The organism is Vibrio sp. R15-SG3-ISO1B (assembly GCF_059833835.1).
Genome location: NZ_JCBDGG010000047.1, coordinates 14,640 through 36,681 on the forward strand (window position 1 = coordinate 14,640; position 22,042 = coordinate 36,681).

The 22,042-nt window shown below is 47.8% G+C and carries 18 protein-coding genes; 8 read left to right on the forward strand and 10 right to left on the reverse strand.

Annotated features, from left to right (window positions below):
- Positions 1 to 8: 8 nt before the first annotated feature.
- From AC6R0S_RS14365 to AC6R0S_RS14375, 3 genes are all read right to left on the reverse strand, one after another.
- Entirely contained in the window at positions 9 to 1,106 is a 1,098-nt protein-coding gene (locus AC6R0S_RS14365; RefSeq protein ID WP_500630147.1) for an amino acid ABC transporter permease, read from the reverse strand.
- 1 nt (position 1,107) lies between these two features.
- On the reverse strand, positions 1,108 to 2,313 hold the full coding sequence (locus AC6R0S_RS14370) for an amino acid ABC transporter permease (RefSeq protein ID WP_500638192.1): 1,206 nt from the start codon (positions 2,311 to 2,313) through the stop codon (positions 1,108 to 1,110).
- Positions 2,314 to 2,391: 78 nt separating this feature from the next.
- A complete protein-coding gene (locus AC6R0S_RS14375) occupies positions 2,392 to 3,420 on the reverse strand; it encodes an amino acid ABC transporter substrate-binding protein (protein WP_500630149.1) in 1,029 nt (342 codons plus the stop codon).
- A 455-nt stretch (positions 3,421 to 3,875) separates the two neighbouring features.
- Here AC6R0S_RS14375 and AC6R0S_RS14380 point away from each other — a divergent pair, with 455 nt between their 5' ends.
- Positions 3,876 to 4,823, forward strand: a complete 948-nt coding sequence (locus AC6R0S_RS14380; RefSeq protein WP_500638193.1) for a precorrin-2 dehydrogenase/sirohydrochlorin ferrochelatase family protein — start codon at positions 3,876 to 3,878, stop codon at positions 4,821 to 4,823.
- 95 nt (positions 4,824 to 4,918) lie between these two features.
- Here AC6R0S_RS14380 and AC6R0S_RS14385 read toward each other — a convergent pair whose 3' ends face one another.
- Positions 4,919 to 5,404 (reverse strand): YajQ family cyclic di-GMP-binding protein, encoded by a 486-nt coding sequence (locus AC6R0S_RS14385; RefSeq protein WP_500633279.1) that lies wholly within the window; start codon positions 5,402 to 5,404, stop codon positions 4,919 to 4,921.
- 24 nt (positions 5,405 to 5,428) lie between these two features.
- Complete coding sequence (locus AC6R0S_RS14390) at positions 5,429 to 6,481, reverse strand: 3-deoxy-7-phosphoheptulonate synthase (RefSeq protein WP_500638194.1); 1,053 nt, start codon at positions 6,479 to 6,481, stop codon at positions 5,429 to 5,431.
- A 211-nt stretch (positions 6,482 to 6,692) separates the two neighbouring features.
- On the opposite strand from AC6R0S_RS14390, the gene AC6R0S_RS14395 reads away from it, so the two are divergent.
- Both AC6R0S_RS14395 and AC6R0S_RS14400 read left to right on the forward strand, forming a co-directional pair.
- The gene (locus AC6R0S_RS14395) at positions 6,693 to 7,580 is read left to right on the forward strand and encodes a putative PEP-binding protein (protein WP_500638195.1); all 888 of its coding nucleotides are present in this window, start codon (positions 6,693 to 6,695) and stop codon (positions 7,578 to 7,580) included.
- Positions 7,581 to 7,693: 113 nt separating this feature from the next.
- Complete coding sequence (locus AC6R0S_RS14400) at positions 7,694 to 8,173, forward strand: PaaI family thioesterase (RefSeq protein WP_487902009.1); 480 nt, start codon at positions 7,694 to 7,696, stop codon at positions 8,171 to 8,173.
- Here AC6R0S_RS14400 and AC6R0S_RS14405 read toward each other — a convergent pair.
- Positions 8,142 to 9,527: a hypothetical protein gene (locus AC6R0S_RS14405; protein ID WP_500633282.1), complete on the reverse strand. Its 1,386-nt coding sequence runs from the start codon at positions 9,525 to 9,527 to the stop codon at positions 8,142 to 8,144. The two genes, AC6R0S_RS14400 and AC6R0S_RS14405, sit on opposite strands and share 32 nt — an antisense overlap.
- An 87-nt stretch (positions 9,528 to 9,614) precedes the next feature.
- Here AC6R0S_RS14405 and AC6R0S_RS14410 point away from each other — a divergent pair, with 87 nt between their 5' ends.
- Positions 9,615 to 10,451, forward strand: coding sequence for a CvfB family protein (locus tag AC6R0S_RS14410; protein ID WP_500638196.1), 837 nt, complete (start codon positions 9,615 to 9,617; stop codon positions 10,449 to 10,451).
- A 170-nt stretch (positions 10,452 to 10,621) separates the two neighbouring features.
- Here AC6R0S_RS14410 and rsmF read toward each other — a convergent pair whose 3' ends face one another.
- The 4 genes from rsmF to AC6R0S_RS14430 all read right to left on the reverse strand — a co-directional run bounded on the left by rsmF (position 10,622) and on the right by AC6R0S_RS14430 (position 17,871).
- Positions 10,622 to 12,040: a 16S rRNA (cytosine(1407)-C(5))-methyltransferase RsmF gene (gene rsmF, locus AC6R0S_RS14415; RefSeq protein ID WP_500633283.1), complete on the reverse strand. Its 1,419-nt coding sequence runs from the start codon at positions 12,038 to 12,040 to the stop codon at positions 10,622 to 10,624.
- A 91-nt stretch (positions 12,041 to 12,131) separates the two neighbouring features.
- Complete coding sequence (locus AC6R0S_RS14420) at positions 12,132 to 14,780, reverse strand: MlaD family protein (RefSeq protein ID WP_500638197.1); 2,649 nt, start codon at positions 14,778 to 14,780, stop codon at positions 12,132 to 12,134.
- On the reverse strand, positions 14,773 to 16,032 hold the full coding sequence (locus AC6R0S_RS14425; RefSeq protein WP_500638198.1) for a PqiA/YebS family transporter subunit: 1,260 nt from the start codon (positions 16,030 to 16,032) through the stop codon (positions 14,773 to 14,775). The genes AC6R0S_RS14420 and AC6R0S_RS14425 overlap by 8 nt, the downstream gene beginning before the upstream one ends.
- A gap of 42 nt (positions 16,033 to 16,074) precedes the next feature.
- Complete coding sequence (locus AC6R0S_RS14430) at positions 16,075 to 17,871, reverse strand: ABC transporter ATP-binding protein (protein WP_500638199.1); 1,797 nt, start codon at positions 17,869 to 17,871, stop codon at positions 16,075 to 16,077.
- A gap of 88 nt (positions 17,872 to 17,959) precedes the next feature.
- Here AC6R0S_RS14430 and AC6R0S_RS14435 point away from each other — a divergent pair, with 88 nt between their 5' ends.
- The 4 genes from AC6R0S_RS14435 (at position 17,960) to AC6R0S_RS14450 (ending at position 22,015) form a co-directional block, all read left to right on the forward strand.
- Positions 17,960 to 18,433, forward strand: a complete 474-nt coding sequence (locus tag AC6R0S_RS14435) for a free L-methionine (R)-S-oxide reductase MsrC (protein ID WP_334555386.1) — start codon at positions 17,960 to 17,962, stop codon at positions 18,431 to 18,433.
- Between the two features lie 98 nt (positions 18,434 to 18,531).
- Positions 18,532 to 19,161 (forward strand): RNA chaperone ProQ, encoded by a 630-nt coding sequence (proQ, locus tag AC6R0S_RS14440; protein WP_334555385.1) that lies wholly within the window; start codon positions 18,532 to 18,534, stop codon positions 19,159 to 19,161.
- A gap of 17 nt (positions 19,162 to 19,178) precedes the next feature.
- Positions 19,179 to 21,179, forward strand: a complete 2,001-nt coding sequence (prc, locus tag AC6R0S_RS14445) for a carboxy terminal-processing peptidase (protein ID WP_500638200.1) — start codon at positions 19,179 to 19,181, stop codon at positions 21,177 to 21,179.
- A 161-nt stretch (positions 21,180 to 21,340) separates the two neighbouring features.
- Positions 21,341 to 22,015 carry a hypothetical protein gene (locus tag AC6R0S_RS14450; protein ID WP_487902002.1) on the forward strand — a complete coding sequence of 225 codons (675 nt, stop codon included), beginning with the start codon at positions 21,341 to 21,343 and terminating at the stop codon, positions 22,013 to 22,015.
- The last annotated feature ends 27 nt before the right edge of the window (positions 22,016 to 22,042 follow it).

A 22,042-nucleotide genomic window follows, 5' to 3' on the forward strand; every position in this document is an offset into this window, starting at 1 on the left:
CTTATAAATTATCGTTTGTGACCGGTATGGAGTTTGTTCTCTAGCCAAATCGAATATCTCGACATGCCGAAACAAAATACCCAGAACACTAACGCGACAAAAACATAACTTTCCGTAGCAAAACCTAACCACTCGGGGTCAGTGTTTGCGGCTTGGCCGATACCGAGTACGTCAAACATACCGATAATCAATACAAGACTGGTGTCTTTGAATAGGCCAATAAAGGTGTTCACGATAGAAGGAATGGTGATCTTAAGTGCCTGAGGCAATATGATCAGTCCTGTCTTTTTCCAGTAGCTTAAGCCAAGCGCATCCGCTGCTTCATACTGGCCTTTTGGAATGGCTTGTAAACCACCACGGATAACCTCGGCCATGTAGGCAGAACTAAACATCACCACACCAATCAAAGCGCGTAGCAATTTGTCTGTCTCCGAACCCTCCGACAGGAACAATGGCAGCATTACCGACGCCATGAATAGAACAGTGATCAGTGGCACACCACGCCATACTTCGATGTAAACGGTACAGATGCTGCGAATAATCGGCATATCTGAGCGTCTTCCGAGTGCAAGAGCAACACCAATTGGAAGTGAGACGACGATACCGACCAGAGCGATGATCAATGTGACCAGAAGTCCGCCCCATTTGTGTGTCTCAACGACTTCTAGGCCGAAGAATCCACCGTACAGAAGGCCTGCAATTAAAAACGGGTAGACGTTGACAAAGAACAGCCATATCCAAGTACGTTTAGGTGTCTTCTCGTATGCGAGCAACACAGTAAACACTGCTAGCGTGAAGTAGAACAGGCGAGGGCGCCAAAGCTCTTCTTGCGGGTAGAAACCATACATAAACTGTTCCCAGCGTACGCTGATAAATACCCAACATGCACCGTCTCGACTACAAGCGTCACGAGTTGTGCCAACCCAATCAGCGTTAATCAGTGCCCAATCGACGATGTTCCAGATCAAGCTGAAGGCGACATAGGCAAGTATGACGGTAACCACGGAGTTGACCGGGCCGTTAAATAAGTTCTTACGCAGCCATCCCATCACACCCACAGTATTTGCCGGTGGCGGTAGGCTAGGTTGAAATTGATGTACTTTCATTCTATCTCTCCACCAAAGCGACTTTTTTGTTGTACAAGTTCATCAGTGCTGACGTGAGCAAGCTGAGAGTCAGGTATACGCCCATGGTCATCGCGATAATCTCAATTGCCTGACCGGTCTGGTTAAGCGTTGTACCTGCAAATACTGAAACCAAATCAGGATAACCAATCGCCATTGCGAGCGATGAGTTTTTAGTCAGGTTCAAGTATTGACTTGTGAGCGGAGGAATAATGATACGCAGCGCCTGTGGAATGACGACGAGCTTCAACGTACGTGAGCGAGGTAAACCTAGCGACATGGCCGCTTCCGTCTGACCGTGGTTCACCGCGTTTATACCGGAACGTACGATTTCTGCAATAAAGGACGCGGTATAAATACTCAACGCAAGCAGAAGCGCTGCAAGTTCAGGGATGATGCTGATGCCACCACGGAAGTTAAAGCCCTTCAGTTCAGGGTATTCTGCGTGAATAGGCGAGCCCATCACAAAGTAGGTCACAACGGGTAACGCAACGATTAACCCTAACGCGATTCGCCCAACTGGGGTTTGCTGTCCGGTGAGCTTTTGTTTATTTTTGGCCCAAATGGCAACAAATAGCGTCGCGACTACGCCGAACACAACGGCAGCGACCACGACAGATGACCCTTCACCGAAAACAGGGGCTGGAAAATACAGACCGCGAACGTTAAGGAAAATAGCTTCCCCTAAGCTTAGGCTCTGGCGCGCTGAAGGCAGTGCTTGCAGAACGGCGAAATACCAAAAGAAAATTTGCAGTAACAGGGGGACGTTACGGAAAATTTCGATATAGACTGCCGCAAGTCGACTGACCAACCAGTTGCTGGAGAGACGTGCGATACCCATGGCAAAACCAATCACAGTCGCAAGAATGATCCCCAAGAAAGAGACCAATGCGGTGTTCAGTAAGCCAACTAAAAAGGTTCTTCCATAAGAGAAGGTTTCATCATATTCAACAAGGGTGAGGCCAATCCCAAAGCCCGCTTCTTGTCCGAGGAAATCAAAACCAGTGGCAATGCCCCTAGCTCCGAGGTTCGTTAAGGCATTATTGACTATTGTGTAAAAGAAAAAGACCAAGGCGACTATCGCAATGATTTGGAAGACGATCGATCGAAAAGTGGGATTGTAGAAAAGGTTTGCATTGGAAGCAGGCGCACTACCTGACTTACCAGCAACAGTATCAGTAGGTTTCATACAGCTATAACCTCAAATCCATTTTTAATAAAAGGGCGGGGAGACCGCCCTTTCTTTGCTTGTTGTTATGTACTGCGATTAACGGATTGGTGGAGCGTACATAAAGCCGCCTGCATTCCACAGAGCGTTCACACCACGAGAGATCTGTAGTGGAGATCCTGTACCTACGGTACGCTCAAAGCTCTCGCCGTAGTTACCCACTTGCTTGATGACTTGGTAACCCCAATCATCACGGATACCTAGGCCTTTACCTTTAGGACCGTCAACACCAAGAATACGTTTGATGTTTGGATCTTCAGACTTCAGCATTTCATCTGCATTCTTAGATGTAATACCGTATTCTTCTGCGTTGACCATGGCAGAAAGAGTCCATTTCGCAACGTTAAACCACTGATCATCACCCTGACGAACCACAGGGCCTAGGGGCTCTTTAGAAATGATTTCTGGTAGAACCTGCGCTGAGCTCGGATCTTGTAGATTTAAGCGAAGTGCGTACAGACCAGATTGGTCAGTTGTTAGCACGTCGCAACGGCCTGCATCGAAACCTTTTGAGGTTTGCGCTGCGGTATCAAATACCACTGGCTTGTATGACATGCCATTGTTGCGGAAGTAGTCCGCTAGGTTAAGTTCGGTAGTTGTTCCTGACTGAACACATACTGATGCGCCGTCCAGCTCTTTAGCACTCGTAAGACCTAGGTCTTTTTTAACCATAAAGCCTTGGCCGTCGTAGTAGTTTACGCCAACGAAGTTAAGACCAAGCGCCGTATCACGGTGCAATGTCCACGTTGTGTTACGTGACAGTACATCGATTTCACCGGATTGAAGTGCAGTGAAACGCTCTTTTGCAGTGAGCGGAACGTATTTAACTTTTGTTTTGTCACCCAGTACGGCTGCAGCAAGTGCTTGACAGTATTCCACGTCGATGCCTTCCCATTCACCCTTAGAGTTTGGGTTTGAGAAGCCCGGTAGACCAGTACTTACACCACAAGTAATAAAATCTTGTTTAGTCACTTTATCCAACGTGCTATCAGCTGCAGATGCGCTTGTAGACATCAGAGCAGTAGATGCAGCTACGACAGAAGCAAGAACTGTTAGTTTATGTGCCATTTGTATCCTTCCTGTATGATCCATGTTAAGTCAGGCAGAACCTGAAAAAACGAGTGAAATATGTTGTGTCTTAGTATTTATTGACTGAGCTGATTGCACCACTGGTAACCAAATCAATCGTTTATAAGCGTAGGTAAGGATCTCGAAATTCTCAACTTCATAATTTAAAAGAATTTTTGAATGAAATCACAAACCTCAACAATGATTAGAATGGCGAAATGTTATCTGAATGTAAATAGTGCAACTAGGGATCAGATTGGTGCGTCAGAATGTGATAGCTAATAATTCTAAATGATCAGACTATCAATTGTTGCCAGGATGCTGAATTGGTATGAATGACTGCGAACAAGGTTAAATTCAGAGTAATATTATTTTAATTGTCAAGGTAGGGTGAACACGATGCCCCATTTTTGGTAGTATCATGAGCTAGTACAAATGGTTTACCAAGGATTGAAATGCAGTATTTTCCGCTGTTTATAAACCTCAATCACCAGCCAGTTCTTGTGGTGGGAGGGGGCGAGGTCGCCAGTCGAAAAGTGGACAGCTTAGTGAGAGCTGGCGCCGATGTGACCATTGTGTCACCCAAGATTGAGCCCTATTTAGCACGCTTGGTGGAGCAGGAACGTTGTCGCTGGATACAAAGCTTCTATTCGAGTGAGCTGTTAGATCAACATTACCTCCAAGTATGGGCAACCACAGACAATCCTGAGTTAAATCATCAGGTCCATTTCGATGCGAAAAAGAAACGCCTGCTCGTCAATGTCGTGGATGACCAACCTTATTGTGATTTCATTACTCCCTCGATAGTGAATCGTGGTCGAATTCAAATCGCCATCTCTAGCGGTGGTGCTTCCCCTGTGCTAGTGAGAAATATCCGCGAAAAGCTCGAGTCGATTTTACCTCACAACTTATCACTGCAAGCTGACTTTGCAGCCTCAAAGCGCAATGATATTAAGCAACATCTCGCTAGCGTTGATGAAAGACGAACATTTTGGGAAGCGTTTTTTGCCAACTCAAATGTGCAAGAGATGACCAGCCTTGATGAGCTTGAAACGCACTATCAAGCCTTACTCAGTGAAGGCATCACCAAACCCGCTTCGACTGTCTGGATTGAATGTGGTGAAGATGTCGAGTTATTGTCGCTAAAAGCGCTGAAAATCATGCAAGAAGCGGAACTCGTGCTTCATAGTGAGAACTGTCCTTTCGCGTTTGTCGATTTGGTTCGCCGCGATGCTGAGCGCACGCCTTTTGAAAGTAGCGCCGACCTGGCTCAGTACTTGATGTCTGCCAAACAGGAAGGGCTGAAAGTGGTTGTCTTGGTTGAGGCCGGGACAAGTGACACCAAGTTGTTACAGGGTAATGATTTAACGATTAAACAAGCCACGATCGCAGCAAAGCGCTAACCCTTGCGTTTTGTCTGTTTAGAAAAAAACAAACCCGCTGTACAGCGGGTTTGTGCGAATTACTCACTGCTATGTGAGCATGGCTTCGTTAATCGTTAGTCACGAAAGTTTTCAAACTGGAAAGGTTGGCCGAGTTCTGCTTCGCGGATGAGTGCCATCGTCGCTTGTAAATCATCACGTTTTTTACCAGTCACGCGCACTTTTTCACCTTGAATAGAGGCTTGGACTTTGATCTTAGAGTCCTTGATGTGCTTGACAATTTTCTTCGCAACTGGCGTTTCAATGCCTTGCTTAAAAATGATGACTTGGTGCCAGTTGCGACCGGAGGCCTCTTCGGGCTTCGCTTCCATTGCATTGACGTCTACACCGCGCTTAGTGAGGTTAGAGCGTAAAATGTCACGCATTTGCTTGAGCTGGAATTCACCTTCGGCATTCAGTTTCACGGATTCGTCTTTTTGCAGTTCAAACGTCGCCTCAACGCCACGAAAGTCGAAGCGAGTCGATAGTTCACGTGATGCGTTGTCGACGGCGTTGCGCAATTCAACCGCGTCGATTTCTGAGATAATGTCAAAAGAGGGCATAATGTACTCCGAAATAGTCGTTGATTAAGGTCGCGCTTTCACAGCGTCAGCAAGCATGTCCAGCATCTGCACAGTGTCCTCCCAGCCTAAACATGGGTCGGTGATGGATTGACCATAAGTGAGATTGTTGAGGTCACACATGGATTGGTTGCCTTCGACAATAAAACTTTCGGCCATAATACCGGCAATCTGATGCTTTCCTGAACGGATCTGCTCACAGATGTCCTGTGCCACATCCAGCTGTTTGCGATGCTGCTTTTCACAGTTGGCATGGCTGAAGTCGACCACAAGACGCTGCGGTAAATCAAATTGAGCGAGTTGCTCACAAGCTTGCGCGACCGATGCCGCATCAAAGTTCGGCCCTGTGTCACCACCGCGAAGAATGATATGGCCGTATGGGTTACCGCTCGTGCGATAGACCGTCATGCGTCCATTTTTGTCTGGCGAGTAGAAGTAGTGCGAGGCCATAGAGGCACGAATCGCATCGATGGCGATTTTAACATTGCCGTTGGTGCCGTTTTTGAAACCGACAGGGCAAGAGAGGGCAGACGCCATTTCACGGTGAATTTGTGACTCTGTCGTGCGCGCGCCAATCGCACCCCAAGTGATTAAGTCAGCGATGTACTGGCCGGTGATCATATCCAAGAACTCAGTGGCGGTTGCCAAGCCAAGTTTATTAATATCAAGCAGGAGTTTACGTGCTTTGTTAAGACCAGTTTCCAGCGCGTACGAACCGTCTAGGTTAGGGTCTGTAATTAAGCCTTTCCAGCCTACGACGGTGCGCGGTTTCTCGAAATAAGTGCGCATGACGATAAAAAGCTCGTCTTTATATTGCGCTTGAATCGTAGACAGACGCTGTGCGTAGTCGATCGCCGCCTCTGTATCGTGTACCGAGCACGGGCCAACAATTACGAGTAGGCGAGAGTCTTCACCAGTGAGAATTTGTTCAATTTGACGGCGCGAAACAGCAATACGCTCGGCGACATCATCAGTAATCGGGTGGGCGCTTCCAAGTTCTGCCGGAGTTGGCATAGGGCCTAAAGGCTGCGTTCTTAATTCATCGGTTTTTAATGGCATACCAGAGCCTGTTCTTTTTATTGCGAAGCGCTAAAGATAACGGAAACGAATCAAGTAATAAACTACTTATCCTGAAACTCTTCAAGTGCGAAGCGTAGATCTGAAAAACTATTCAAAAATGTTAGTTTTAAATTCTGTTTTGCCCTTGTCTTCACTGGCGCGAGTCGGTATGTTTCAAATATCACAATAATAATCTAAGTACGGAGCAGTAATGAGTTTATCCGGTTCAAGTAATTTGCATTCTGCATTGAGTAGTGGCGACGCCCTACCTAAGGTCGACGGTCAACAAGGTGGACAACACCTCTTTGTTTCCTTATCTGAGCTCATCCTAGAGCACATTTTTTACCATCCTAGCTTTGAGTCAGCCACATCGCCGCTCGATCCACTACAACGTAGCTCTATCGATGCGATGTTGGGTGAACAAGATCTCAAGACGCACTTTGTTTCTACCTTGGTCTCAATCATCTCTGACGCCATCTCCCCTGAGCACAAAGTTGTGCGTGTATCGCTAAGCAATGCGGACAGCCATGCAATGCGTTCGCTATTGGGTGGTGATGTGGAGCCTGAGGCGGTGAATCCAGCACTCGGTATGCGTGGCGTGTCTCGCTATGCCCAGCCAGAGTTTAGCGCCAGTTTTGTCCTAGAGTGCGATGTGATCAAAGCATTAAGAGTGCAAGGTCATCAGGTTGAAATTGTGGTGCCATTTGTTCGTGCTTTATCTGATGCCGCGAAGATCATCGATTTGCTTGCCGAGCAAGGACTGCCGCGTGGCCTTGACGGGCTCAAGGTGCTTTATACTGTCGATGTACCGTCTTCTGCGCTGATGGCCGAGCGTCTATTGCACTATTTTGATGGCGTCGTGATTAATTTGGAAAACCTAACCCAATATACGCTGGGTATCGATCGTCTAGACGAGACACTACACTATTTGTTTGAACCACAAAGTGAAGCGGTGCTACAACTGATTGACATGACGACCAAAGCGGCAGAGAGCGTCAATAAGCCGGTAATCCTAACCAGCAGTGGCCTCTTGAACTACGCAAAAATCCAAGAGTATTTGGTCGAACGTGAACACGTCGAACTTGTTGTGACGGTGTAACTGACTAAGTAATCTGAGTTATCTCACTATCTGAAAGTGCAATGTTAACAAAATGTTGACATTGCACGCCTTCCATATTCAACTGGCTCTAAATCCACTAGTCGGACCAGTTTATGTTAAGCCCTCTTACTAAAGCGAACTTTTACCTCAATTACTTTGGCTTTCTCAAAGTCCCCCTAATTTGGCTCTGTCGACCTAAAATTCTCCAATTGGATGAGCAGCGCGTAGAGGTAAAAATTCCACTAAAAAGACGGACTAAAAATCATCTCGGCAGTATGTATTTTGGTGTCTTGGCGGTTGGTGCTGACGTCGCAGGCGGTTTCATGGCGATGAGTAAAGCTCAGGCGCGAGGCAAGCAGGTGTCTCTGGCTTTTAAAGCGGTGGAAGGGCAATTCTTAAAGCGACCTGAGGCGGATGTCCACTTTGTCTGTGACGATGGGGAGCTGATTGACAAGATGCTTGATGAGACGTTCGCGACCGGTGAGCGTGTCAACCAAGCGGTGAAAATTACCGCCCTCTGCCCAAGCCTACATGGCGATGAGCCGATGGCGGAATTCTTACTTACTCTGTCACTAAAGCGAAGGGGTGAGTGAAGTCATCCACCTCAATTTGCTCAATCGCAACGATTTTGCTGCGGTTGAGCACGATTTTCCAACGGTAATAGTTTGGGTTTCCGTCGTGATTGTCTTCTTTGACAATCAAGTTGAGCAGGTGACGCTTTTCAACGGATTCGCGGCTCACCTGACTGTTGTTCAGAGTATAAATTTTGTTTGAGCCCTTATCCATCAAACGGGTAAACGGTCGCATGCTGAGTAACAAGGTTTCGCGCGTTTCTTCATAACCGCTCATAAACTTCGATGTAGTCATCTCCGTCTCTGAACGATAGTGTAAAATTTGTTCTTCCCGTTGGACGACGCGCTTTTTGCGAATCGACTTGATGCGGTCGGGAAGTTTGTCGAGCCCAAGATAATCAAGCCATTCGAGTTTTTGCCCGACGGTCTTTTTGGTTGTCGGATCCAGGTAGGTTTTACGCCACTTAGGTCGGCCACGTCGAATCCAGCGCCACATGACGTCCCGCAGATCGTCTTTAAATATCTCGCGTAGCGCGTAGACAAATGACATCAAAATGATGAACGATGCGGTGATCTCACCCCAATAATCACGAGCCAGAATCGCGGTAATGGTGACAAACACCATCACAAACCCCGTTGCACTGCCTTTCACAATTCGCTTTAGATTGTTGCCCAATGATTGCGTTTTTTCTTGCAGGACGATGGGATGTTCTATCAAACGTCTTAATAAGCGCATTTTGTTACTCAAGCGGGTCACATCGCCTCTAACGCTTTCTGAGTTGTAGTTGTTGAGTTTTCGGTGCGCAGCTTCTTTCTCAACGATAGTGAGCAAGCGCTCTTTGAGCGTCTTGTATTCACTGTCACGTGGCATGTGGGCAACCAATGACATCAGCCTTTGCCCGGTGTACCAAGAGAGGTAGTTATCGATGTTGGCGTAGTAGCGTTTCAGCCCCTCTTCATACGGAATACTCCGACGCAGCTTTTTCAAAATATCGAGAGAGAGTTCGATGACTTCGTCTACTTCATCGGTGGTGACGGACTCGGAGTTGTGTTTGTTCAATTCGCTGACCGCTTTATCTAACGCAATCACATATTGGTAGGCGAACAAACTTAAACTGACGCGGTACTGAGTTGAAGAGAGTCGTCCTCGTTTGGCAAGTCGACTGTGCACGAGCGGAAGCAGAGTTTTGTCACTGAAATAAGCGCGTTTTTGCGCCAGAGACTCGTAATAGAATTCACTCTCTTTGACGATGTCAGCGTTTAAGCCAAGCTCACCGGGAATGAAAAAGTAGAGGTCGAGATCCGACTTCTTGGTCGAAGCCATTGCGTGAGAAATTTTGAGAGTGATGCCATCTTGTTTGTCTACCGTGACCAAGAAAATCTCCATAAAGTTCAAATTAGCTGGCGAAAGCATATCAGAGATTGGGTATAATCGCCGCAAATTTAGCAAGAGACCGTTGAAATGATTAACGTTGGTAAGGTAAACCACTTAGAAATTGTAAAAAAAGCCGACTTTGGACTATTTTTGGATGCCGGAGAATACGGCACCTCTTTGCTGCCAAATCGCTTTGCGCCAAAAGACGCGGAAGTGGGCCAATTTATTGATGCGTTTCTCTACTTTGATTCCGACAACCAGTTGGTGGCGACGACTGAAACACCGATTGCCGAAGTGGGCCAGTGGGGGCTGATGGAAATCCAAGGGGTCAACAGCACCGGCGCTTTCGCTAATTGGGGAATTAAAGGCAAGGATCTGTTGATCCCTTTCAGTGAGCAGCGTGCCCGTTTTAGAGAAGGTCAAACTGTGTTGGTATACGTTTATACCGACAAAGCATCTGGGCGCATTGTCGGGACCACCAAATTCAACAAGCTGCTGGATAAAACGCCGGCGCCTTATAGCAAAAACCAGCAAGTCGAGTTGTTGATTGCAGAGCGCAGTGACTTAGGCTTTAAAGCGATCGTTGAAGACCAACACTGGGGCATGATCTTTAAGTCTGACGTGTTTGGAAAACTCTTTATTGGTAAGCGTCTTAAAGGCTACATCAAAGCGATCCGTGAAGATGGCAAAATCGATCTCTCGCTGCAAAAAGTCGGTGTAGGTAAGATGGATGACTTGAGTGAGAAAGTCCTTGAGTTATTGGAGAAAAAGGGCGGCTTCCTCCCTCTTAATGATAAGTCATCGCCAGAAGCCATTTTCTCAACGTTTCGAACCAGTAAAGGGACGTACAAGAAAACCATTGGCGGTCTATACAAGCAAGGTCGTATTCGTATCGAGCAAGATGGGATTTATCTCGCCGATTAATCGACTTGAGAAAAAAAGGCCCGAAGCGGATCATGCTTTGGGCCTAGGGGAAGGGCTCCTACAGAGCCTGCGCTAACTGTCTGATATTCATCACCAATCAATACTTCAATTGTAGTTCAAGATCAGTGTAGCGCCAGGCAATGACGAAATTTCATACCTTGGTTTAGGGATTAAAACAGATTTTTGTCTCTTACCAGCTCTCTAGGTAGGCCATTTTTGATTCGATTTCCGACCCATTTCCCGAGTCCAATCACATCGTTACCGTATTTGACCAGCACTTCACCTTTGCCTGTTTGCCCCGGTCTCACATCTCTTCCCATGTACCACTCTCTGGCGTCATCAATAGAAAGTTCGACACTGTTGGCCTCATTCCCCTTTGCCAGTGCGGTGGCGACTTGGTGTTGCCAGCGATAGCCTTTCTTATGCGCTTCGGCGATTTTTATTCCCATACGTGAAAAGCGCAGTTCGCCGAGCATTGGCTCGAGCGCATCGGGGAACAACCAAACATCGTTGTCACGCAGCCAAATCGTGGTGTGTTGAGGCAGCGAAACAGACAGCGCGTCTTGCAGTGCGCTAGCGATCGCTTGCTGCTCTTTTGCCGATGCTTTCTGAAACGGAAATTTACCGAGGCGTTTTTTTACATCAGGTGGTGTCGCAGTGCCAGTTTTACGTATTTTTGCCACAAAGAATCCTTCACAGTCATAGACTTGAGGGAATATGTGCAAAAAGCCTTCGGCGGTTAGCGCTTCGTCAGCACCCGGGAATAAGGATTCAAGGCTTTCAAATTCCACCAACTCGCCAAAGGTTAACTTTAAGTGCTGGCAGACTTGCTGGTTCTCTTCCACGCTGAGCGTACAGGTCGAGTAGACCATGACACCGCCCGGTTTTAGGGCGTGAAAAGCACTTTCGATCAGATCTTTTTGCGTCTCGGCGATGGATAGCACTGACGCTTTACTCCAGTTTTTCATCGCTTCGGCATCTTTGCGAACCGTACCTTCGCCAGAGCAGGGTGCGTCGATGAGAACGGCATCGAACTGCTCTGGCAGCCAACCACCAAACACGCGGCCATCGAAGTTGGTCAATGCGGCGTTACGAATACCGCAGCGCTCAATATTCGCATGGAGTACTTTCACGCGGCTAGCGGAAAACTCGTTCGCCACCAATACACCTTCATTGTCCATCAGCGCAGCGATTTGTGTCGTTTTTGACCCTGGTGCAGCCGCCATATCGAGCACCGCCTGAAAGGTGTCATCACCAGAAAAGAGCGCAGAGACAGGCATCATGGAACTGGCTTCTTGGATGTAAAACAGTCCCGACATGTGTTGAGCACGATTCCCCAGTGGCACGCGGGTTTCATCAGCATCAATCCAAAATCCTTCTTCACACCAAGGCACTGGGGTCAATACCCATCCTTGCTGCTCAGCCAGCGCTTTAAAATCGTCCACTGTGGTCTTGAGAGTGTTGACGCGGACACTTTTTCTAAGTGGTCGTTGGCAAGCTGCGATGAAGTCATCCATCGTCAAATGAGACGGAAGGATGGTTTGCATTTCAGCGAGAAAGTCGTCTGGGAGATAAACGTTTTGGTGCACTCTGCATCTCTAAGTAGAAAATTTGCCGAGAGTGTAGCAAAAACGCAGCCACTTGGCTGCGCTTTTACTGATGATAGGTGATAGGTCTTGGCTAAGGCTTTGGTATCACCGTTCGCCAGCTGCGCCAGCTCTCTTCTGCTTTCGGGTGCAGGTAGAAGGTATGGCCATCTTGAGCTATCGGCTCGAGCTGTGTTTGTTGTGGTGTAGCAAAAGTGATCCCGCCTCGCACTATGCTTTCAACCGTACCTGCTTTGATATTAGCGCCGGTTAGTCCAATCGAGACATCCACACCAGAGGTGTTCCAAAATACGCTATTACGGCGCACTAGATAGGCGTATTCCGGCAGAATATCAATGTCGATATCGACGCGATCGGCAAATTCACCTAACGATACTGCTCGCACTTGGCCCACCTCGATCTCACGATACAAAATCGGGGTGCCACTGGTGACTGAGCCTCGGCTTTCGGTTTGCAATCTAAATTGCACACCCTTATGAATTTGAGGCGCAGTGTTAAGTGCGAACTGATGTTGGGGCTGGCCATTGCCAGGCTCAACATTAATACTTGGCGTGATTAGATTGTGGATGTTTTTTACCCCCGAGAGGCCAATCTCGGCCTGTGATTGCCAAAAATGCGACCCTGAAACCGCAATGGTTTGGGCATATTCCGGCAAGATGCGAGCTTGAATTTCAACGCCGCCTTTGGAGAACTCTCCGTTGGAAAATATGGGGGTGACAAGCGTGACTTCGCCGACTTGGACACCGTTGTAGTGGATAGGTGTGCCTGCTGTGATCGTTGTGCTGCCGTCAAAGTGCAAGGTGACACGTTGGCCGTATTTACGTGCGGTTTTGAAATCTTTGTACAGCAACCACTTGTCTTTTTGGCGGTTGTCGACCCCCGGCAAGGAATCAAAAGCAATCCCACCTTGGATGATGGTTTTCAGTGGCGCAGCGGTAATGTTGACTCCCGTTAAAGAGGCATCCACCTCAACGCCAGAGCGATTCCAGAACACGGTTTGCTCACTCAACAGGTGTTTGTATTGATTTTCAATATTCGCATCGATGATCACACCACCGTCAACCAAGCGAAAATCCGAGACGCTGCCGACTTGCAAGTTGCGATAAAGCAGTGGGCTACCTTTGCTGATTGAGGGCAATTCGGGGGCAAACAGTGTAAGGGTTTGCCAGCCAGAGACATTGTATTTGGCAAGCTCAGCCAAAGACTGACTCGCATACAGCGGATAGCGCTCTTTGGCTTCACCACTGCCTTCACTGACAAAACTCACCGAGCCTGTCAACAGCTGTTTAGCCGGCGGAACAGAAATGTTGAGTCCAGATTCGGTGAGCTCAGCGCTGGCACTGCCGGTGACAAAAAATCGGTTTTGAGAACGGATTAATTCGGAATATTCCGCGTCAATCAGCAGGTCGAAAATGACTTGATCATTAATGAGTGATACCTGCGTGATGGAGCCAACCGTGATGCCTTTATAGAGTATGTTCGCCCCGGCATCTAATCCAAACGAGTTGTTGGACGTCAGTTGCAGCGCAATTGAACGTGCTTGCTGCTTGTTAAATTCAAATTGACGCACGGCGTTAAACTGCCTTGCGCGCTGACCATCTCCGGGGATCAAGGTGAGGTAATTACCTTGGACTAAGTTAGCCAAGTTTTCCACACCCGATAGCGAGACTTTCGCCTCTTCGAGAACAAAACGACTGCCTGTGGTGAGCATATCGCTGAATGCTGGTTGAATAGCCGCGGAAGCGATGATTTTTTCGCGTCCTTCACTGAGCTGCAATCCGGTAATCTGCCCGACCTCAATACCACGGTACATAATGGGCGCACCTGAGGCTTTGATATGGTTATCGTCAGGTAGCCCAATTTGGATGGCGATACCGCGTCCAGCGGTCTTTAGGTCACGGTACAAACGAAACTCTTCGTTGTCTTCGACGGGCTCTCCGCCATCGGGGGAGTCAACCGCAATCGAACCGCTGAGCAGGGCGCTCAAGCTTTCCAGGCGCACATCAACCCCTTCAAAGCCAATATTGGCGCCAATGCCACTGACGTTCCAAAAGCGGCTCTGATCGGTAATGATGTGGCGATATTGCTCGCGGATTGACGCTTTGATGAGAACGTTCTTCGCGTCGTCATCCAATTTGTAGCTGTAGACTTCGCCAATTGGGATTTTTCGATAGACGATCTGTGATCCGATAGAGATTCCACCCAGATCGCGCGATTTCAAGGTGATGTTTAACCCTTGACGTGCGAGAAGATCGGACGGGGCGCGATCCAGCGCGGTATAAACACTCTTAGGTTCAGACGCTTCATCACCGGGTTGAATCGCAATGTAGTTCCCTGAGACCAGAGCATCCAAACCGGAAATGCCGGAAAGGCTGGCGGTCGGTTTGACCATCCAAAAACGCGTATCTTGACCAAGTAACTGAATCGCTTCGGGATAGATGTCGACATCCACGTAAATGTTGTCCAGATTGCTCGACAGGTTGATGTCGCGCACCATGCCCACTTCGAGCCCTTGGTAGCGAATGGTGGTGCGCCCGGCGACCAAACCTTGTGCATCAGAAAAATAGATCTGCACGCGCTGGCCTGCATCCTGTATGGCTTTAAACACCAGCCAACCTGCCAGTGCCATGGTCAAAATTGGCAATATCCATAGCGGCGATAAGCCTTTATTGCGCTTAATATCTGGCGTGTAAGCATTCTGATTGGGCGAAGCATTACTCATGTGAAGGGGTGTCCTTGTAGGAGGTTTTAGGGTGGTTATCCCAAATGAGTCTTGGGTCGATACTGTCTGCGGCCAGCATGGTTAAGATGACCACGATACCAAAAAAGACGGCGCCGTACCCTGGGGTAAAATTCAAAATTTGGCCACGGTCAACCAAGGTCATCATGATGGAGATAACAAACAGATCCATCATTGACCAGCGGCCAATCCACTTGACGATAAAGTAGATTTTCATTCGATAAATATGATTGATCGAACGTTGAAAATGGATGGCGAGCAAGATGTACGCTAAGCCGAGAATCTTTGCGACCGGAACGACAATACTTGCGATGAAAATGATGGCCGCAATGCCCGCCATATCATTGTTCACCAATGAAGCAACGCCCGAGAAGATGGTGTCTTCTAAACGTTGTCCGTTGGTGATTAATATCGAGATCGGGATCAGGTTGGCGGGAAAAATCGCTATCGTTGCCGCCACCAAGTAAGCCCAGGTTGTTTGGACTGAGCGCGGTTTACGATGATGGATAGGTTTTTCGCAGCGGCGACAGTGCGTACCTTCTGGCTGTGACAAGTGGCAATGGTGGCAGTGGAGCGATTTTTCGCCCAGAGTTAATGTCTCTTCAGGCAGGTAGGCTTCCCAATAACGTCGGATACTAATCCGAGTTAAGAGTAGCACGGTCGCTAACTGCAATAGCACTAGGCCATAAAGCCCGACACCGACGAAGATGTCTGAATAGTCTTGCAACTTGAAGCAAGAGATCGCAACGCTAACCAGAAAGACATCAATCATCACCCAATGCTTGAGTGCCGCGATGGTTTGCAATGACCACTTAAGTAAAGAGAAGTGGCGCTTGGGGAGGGCAATGTGGGCAAGCAGAACGCTCGAGCACACCAAAAACGGCGCAATCGAACTGCAAAAAAACACCAGCAGTGCTAACCATGTAAAGCCTTCATCAATGAGCGCGATAATACCGGCCGGGAGTGTCGCTGGGATCATGACACCAAACAACCGGATACTGATGAAGTCAAAAAAGTGCGAGGGAATAAACAGCATCAAACAGGTGATGGCGATGGCTAAGTTGCCAGAGAGAGAAGGGGTGCCACCCCGATAGAGTTGCGTTCCACAACGCGGACAAAATGCGCTCTTTCCTTGTTCTACCTCACAGGTGTCCACTGCGAGCTCGCAGCCATGACAAAGACGAACTTGGCGAATCTCGCTAGTGTGAGAGTGGCGCGGCGAGGCGCGTTTCATTGAGCGCCTCTTTGTGTGACGTTGTCACTGTAAAGACGCGGTTTAGGCGTGAGTTTGTACAGCGCCGTAAAGCGTTTGATATAAACCTTGCTGTTCGACCAGTTCGCCATGTGTCCCTGCCTGAGTGACTTGTCCATCTTCTAAAACGTAAATCAGATCCGCCTGTTTTACGGCAGATAAGCGATGAGCAACGATCAGAGTTGTGCGTCCCTTCAAAAATTCCGTCAAAGCACGGTGGAGGGCGGCTTCCGTTGCGGTATCCAACGCGGACGTTGCTTCGTCTAAAATAACAAATTTTGGATTGCTCAGCACCATGCGCGCAATGGCCAACCGTTGGCGCTGTCCACCGGACAAACGAATCCCGTTGCGGCCCACTTGCGTCTCGAGACCCTCACTGAGTTGACGAATGACATCGTGCATTTGAGCAATCTCAAGGGCTTGCCACAGCTGCTCATCCGGGTAGTCTGAGCCAAGGGTCAGATTATGCCTCAGGCTATCGTTAAATAGTATAGGTTGTTGTAATACAACAGCAATTTGATCTCTAATGATATTGAAACTGATATCCTGGCATGGCTCACCATTGAAACGAATGATGCCAGAGTCCGGTTGATAAACACCGATTAACAATTGAATTAAGGTAGATTTCCCCCCGCCACTTGCTCCAACCAGTGCGACTTTATTGCCTGCCGGAATGGTGAGCGATAAATCGCGTAACACCTTGTTTTCCTCGTTATAAGCAAAGTTGACCTTCTCTATCGAGACGTCCACTTCTCGGTCTGGCGTGAATGGGTTGACGGTTGACACTGGGCGCTGCTCTTCGCCAATACTCAATAGGGTATTGATGCGAGTCAATGCCGCTTTGGCGCTGTACCACGAAAACTGAATGCCCAACAACTCTTGCACAGGGCTGAGCATAAACCACAGATAGCCAAACACTGCGAAGATTTGACCAATCGTCAGGTCGCTAAACAGCACCATAAGCATAGCGACAGCGCGAAACAGCTCAAAGCCAAGTAGGAACAGTAAGAAGGAGACACGCCCTGCCGCTTCCGATTGCCAGGCGTACTTGTCAGCATCGGATCGGATCTGATCGGCCTGTTCGGTTAACTGTTTGAGATACGCTTTTTCTTTATTTGCGGCGCGCAATTGATAGATGCCATCGAGTGTCTCTATCAACCGATTTTGAAAGCGCTCGAACGATTGGTTTTCGCGCTTTTTAAGATGTTTCACTTTGCCGCCCAGCAAGCGGGAGAAGTAAATGACCACCGGATTAACCAGTAAGATGAACAGCCCCAAGCGCCAATCTAACCAGAGCAAAACAACAGCGGTGCCGAGAACGGTCAGTAGGCTTATCAGGAACTTGCTTAACGTAGAGCCAATAAACTGGTCAATGGTTTCAACATCGGTAATCAAGTGGGCATTGATGCCGCCACTGCCTCTTGTCTCGTATTCCTTCATGCTGATGCGACCCAATTTGTCGATCATCTTACGTCGCATTTCAAAAGTAATGGTTTTGGAGACCAGAGTGAACTGACGGCTCTGAACTATGTTCAGCGCCTGGCTTGCCGTGCGCATCACAATGACCAGTAGTAAGGTCAACACTATATAGCCGGTAGGGGTATGAAAGTTACTCGGCAAGAGCCATTGCATGGCACGCAGCCCGGCTCCGGGTTGGTCTAATAGCACTTCATCGACCATCAATGGCATCAAGAGTGGGATAGGGACACTGATTAAAGTCGCAGCAATCGCCACCAAATTCGCAGCGATTAACTTGGTCTTATGAAGTTTTACTTGAGTTATCAACCAAGAACGGCTAATAGTGTTGGGATTATCAATCATTATAATGAGAATGCTTACTATTTAGTTTGTGCGAATTGTACGCACAAACCGTGTGGAAGTCTCTAGTTTTCAATCGGATGTATATACAATGAACATAGAACAATACCAACGTTTAACCAAGCAAGCGGTTGCACTTATCGAATCAGAAACAGACCTTATTGCCAATCTCTCCAATGTCAGTGCGCTATTGAATATGGAGCTGGAGAACCTTAACTGGGTGGGCTTTTATCTGATGAAAGACGGTGAGTTGGTATTGGGTCCATTCCAAGGCAAGCCTGCGTGTGTACGTATTCCCGTTGGTAAAGGAGTGTGTGGTACCGCGGTCGCCACTAACAGCGTTCAACGTATCCATGACGTACACGAATTCGAGGGCCACATTGCGTGTGACGCCGAGAGTAATTCAGAGATCGTGATTCCTTTTTCAATCAATGGTGAAATCCAAGGCGTGCTTGATATTGATAGCCCGAGTGTGGGGCGTTTCAGCGAAATTGACGAGCAGGGGCTAACATTTTTGATGACTGAAGTGGAAAAGCTGCTTAATTCGCACGCTATCGCGGCATAATTTGCCTATTGGCTGTGGTTTTTCATTTGCAGGTCACTATAATACCTCAATTAAAACTCTTAATGCTCGCGGACAAGCCGCAATAACCAGGAATCCTCATGGAAAACACTGAAAAGTTAAAAAACAGCAAAGAAGTGATTGCATATATTGCTGAATGTTTCCCTAAGTGCTTTACTTTAGAAGGTGAAGCAAAGCCGCTTAAAATCGGTATTTTTCAAGATCTTGCGGACCGTCTCAATGACGACCCAAAAGTGAGTAAGACCCAGCTTCGTGCAGCGTTAAGACAGTACACTTCATCATGGCGTTACCTACATGGTGTTAAGCCAGGTGCAGTACGTGTAGATTTAGACGGTAACCCAGCGGGTGAACTGGAAGAAGAGCACGTTGAACATGCGAAAACTGCACTAGCAGAGAGCAAAGCAAAAGTTCAGGCTCGTCGTAAAGAACAAGCTCAAAAAGCGCGCGAAGAAGGGAAGGCTAAAGCGAAACCGGCAGCGAAAAAGCCGCAGAGCCGCCGCCCACAACAAAGTAAAGAACAGAAAGCCAAACAGCCTGTAGAAACGCGCGCATTGAATGCAGACGAAATGACCGTCGGCAACCAAGTGAACGTGAACATGGGCAAAGGAAATATGGCTGCGACTATCGTTGAAATCAATAAGGAAGATGTGCGCGTCCAACTGTCTAACGGCCTACAAATGGTTGTGAAAGCGGAGCACTTGCGCGCATAAAGGAGAATCTCCTACGCATGAAATGCCGTTCAAAACTCTCGCTGATTGCTGCTGGCCTCTGGCTGGCAGCGTCTTCAGCCCATGCTCTTGAAGCTAAACTGAGTCTAAAAGACTTACCCGTACTCGCTCCCGAGACTCAACACGAAACTGCCAGTAAGCGCGTGACTTCTCGATTCACACGCTCTCACTACAAACATTTCACTCTCGACGATACCTTCTCTCAAGCCATTTTCGATCGCTACATCGAAATGCTCGACTACAACAAAAATATCTTTACTCAAGCGGATATTGACTCGTTCAAAGAGTGGGCGGTAGGGATTGACGATCAGCTCAAATCCGGCAACAACCAAATTGCGTTTGATGTCTATAACTTGTCGATGAAGCGTCGTTATGAACGTTTTCAAACTGCTCTGGCGCTGCTTGATGACGAAATGACGTTTGATGTCGATGAAAGCATTGAGCTTGACCGCAGCAAAGCCGCTTGGCCAAAAGATAAAGCTGAGTTGGATGAGTTGTGGCGTAAACGTGTTAAGTATGATGCATTGAATCTCAAACTCACAGGTAAAGAGTGGAAAGAGATCAAAGAGGTGCTTGAGAAACGTTACAACAATGCGCTTAAGCGTCTCAGCCAAACGCACAATGAAGATGCCTTCCAGTTGTACATGAATGCCTTTGCGCGTGAAGTTGACCCGCACACCAGTTACCTCTCTCCGCGCAGTGCTGATCAATTTCAAACTGAGATGAATTTATCGCTCGAAGGAATTGGTGCAGTGTTGCAGATGACTGATGACTATACTGTCATTCGTTCATTAGTGGCTGGTGGACCGGCATCGAACAGCAAGCAGTTGTCCGAAGGGGATCGTATTATTGGTGTCGGCCAAGATGGTGAAGCGATCGTTGATGTTATCGGTTGGCGCCTTGATGATGTGGTTCAATTGATCAAAGGGCCGAAAGGCACTAAGGTGAATTTGCAAATCTTGCCTGAGGGTAAAGAGGCGAAATCGCAAGTCATTACTATCGTGCGCGACAAAATTCGTTTAGAAGATCGTGCGGTCAAATCAGAAGTGATTGAGCGTGATGGTAAGAAGATTGGTGTGCTCGAAGTGCCGAGTTTTTATGTCGGCCTATCTAAAGATACCGACGAGCAAATCTCCCAACTGAAAGCGAAAGGTGTCGATGGCATCATTGTCGATCTCCGCAACAACGGCGGCGGTGCGTTAACCGAAGCCACTGCGCTATCTGGTCTCTTTATTACTAGCGGTCCGGTGGTGCAAGTTCGCGACAGTTATGGCCGTGTGAACGTGAATGCAGACACAGACGACAAAATCAGCTACGACGGACCGATGACGGTATTGATTAACCGTTATAGTGCGTCCGCGTCAGAAATTTTTGCCGCTGCGATGCAAGATTACGGTCGAGCAATCATTCTCGGTGAGAACTCATTTGGTAAAGGCACTGTGCAGCAGCACCGCTCTCTCAACCATATCTACGATTTGTTTGATAAAGAGTTGGGCTACGTGCAGTACACGATTCAAAAATTCTATCGAATCGATGGTGGTAGTACGCAAAACAAAGGTGTAGCACCTGACATTCCTCTCCCAACCGCTGTAGACGCGGATGAAACCGGGGAGAGTGTCGAAGATAACGCTCTACCTTGGGATAGTATTGATCGCGCCAATTACACCGTGTTAGCACGTAACGATGCCTTGATTTCTGCATTAGACGACAAGCACAAAGCGCGTATTGCCAACGATTTAGAGTTCGGTTTTATCGCGCAAGATATTGAAAAGTATCGTGCTGAAAAAGATGACAACGCTTTGTCTCTCAATGAAAAAGTGCGTAAAGCGGAGAGTGAACAGGCAGATAAAGAACGCCTGGCTCGCATCAATTTACGTCAAAAAGCATTGGGTGAGGAGCCGTACACCGATCTTGACGACTTACCCAAAGACTACGAAGCGCCTGACGCTTATTTGGATGAGTCGGTGGCGATCATGGTGGACATGTTGAAGTTGCAGTAAGTCGGCATCTTTCCTGTTACCTGTCTTGTAATCCGCAAATAACACCAAGCGAGCCTATGTGCTCGCTTTTTTTGTGCAGACAATTAATGTGATTTGGATCTAATTTTTCGCGTATTCGTAAAACCCTACCTAAGCTTTAAGAAAAGAGTGAGGGATGCGTGATGAAATGGATCGGACTAATTCTTTTAATGGGTAGCGCGTGGGTCAGTGCAGAAAGGCTCTCGCCCGAAGTACACGACAACAGTGATCTTACTCAATTTGATCACCCTTTCTTGTTGGGGGACTGGTATCTCGTCAATCCGAGTCCTGATGAATCAGCAGAAAACTTTCTCGCCATCAAGCTTTCGTTAAGCTCCAACTATCAGTTTCAAATCGACATTCAGAAGCGAGACTACTCGGTGGATCATTGGCAAGGTCTCTACACAGCCAACGATGATACCCTAATACTCGGACTCAACTCTTCTGAGCCACAAGCGTACCGCTATTCGGGTAATCACCATTTGCTTAATCTCAACGGTGTGACATTTACTAAGGCGCTCTCCAATTCACTGGCTGGCATTTGGTCGAGTCAGAGTTTAGGCGGGCACGATGTCTCAGCCAGTGATGTTGATAAGATGGATTTAGTGCTGCAACCCGACTTTGTGTTTATGTTCCGTGTCAGCAACGATGAAGGAGATGAAGCGGTGCACCGCGGTGTCTATTACACAGAAGGTGAACACCTTGTGCTTCTCTACGAAAATGGCGAGCACGAAACACGTTACGTACTCGACAGTGATACCTTGACACTTGAAATGGAAGAAGGGGCACTTTATGCGGTGCTCGATCGCGTTCGCTAGTGATATCGGCGAATCGATGGGTGATAT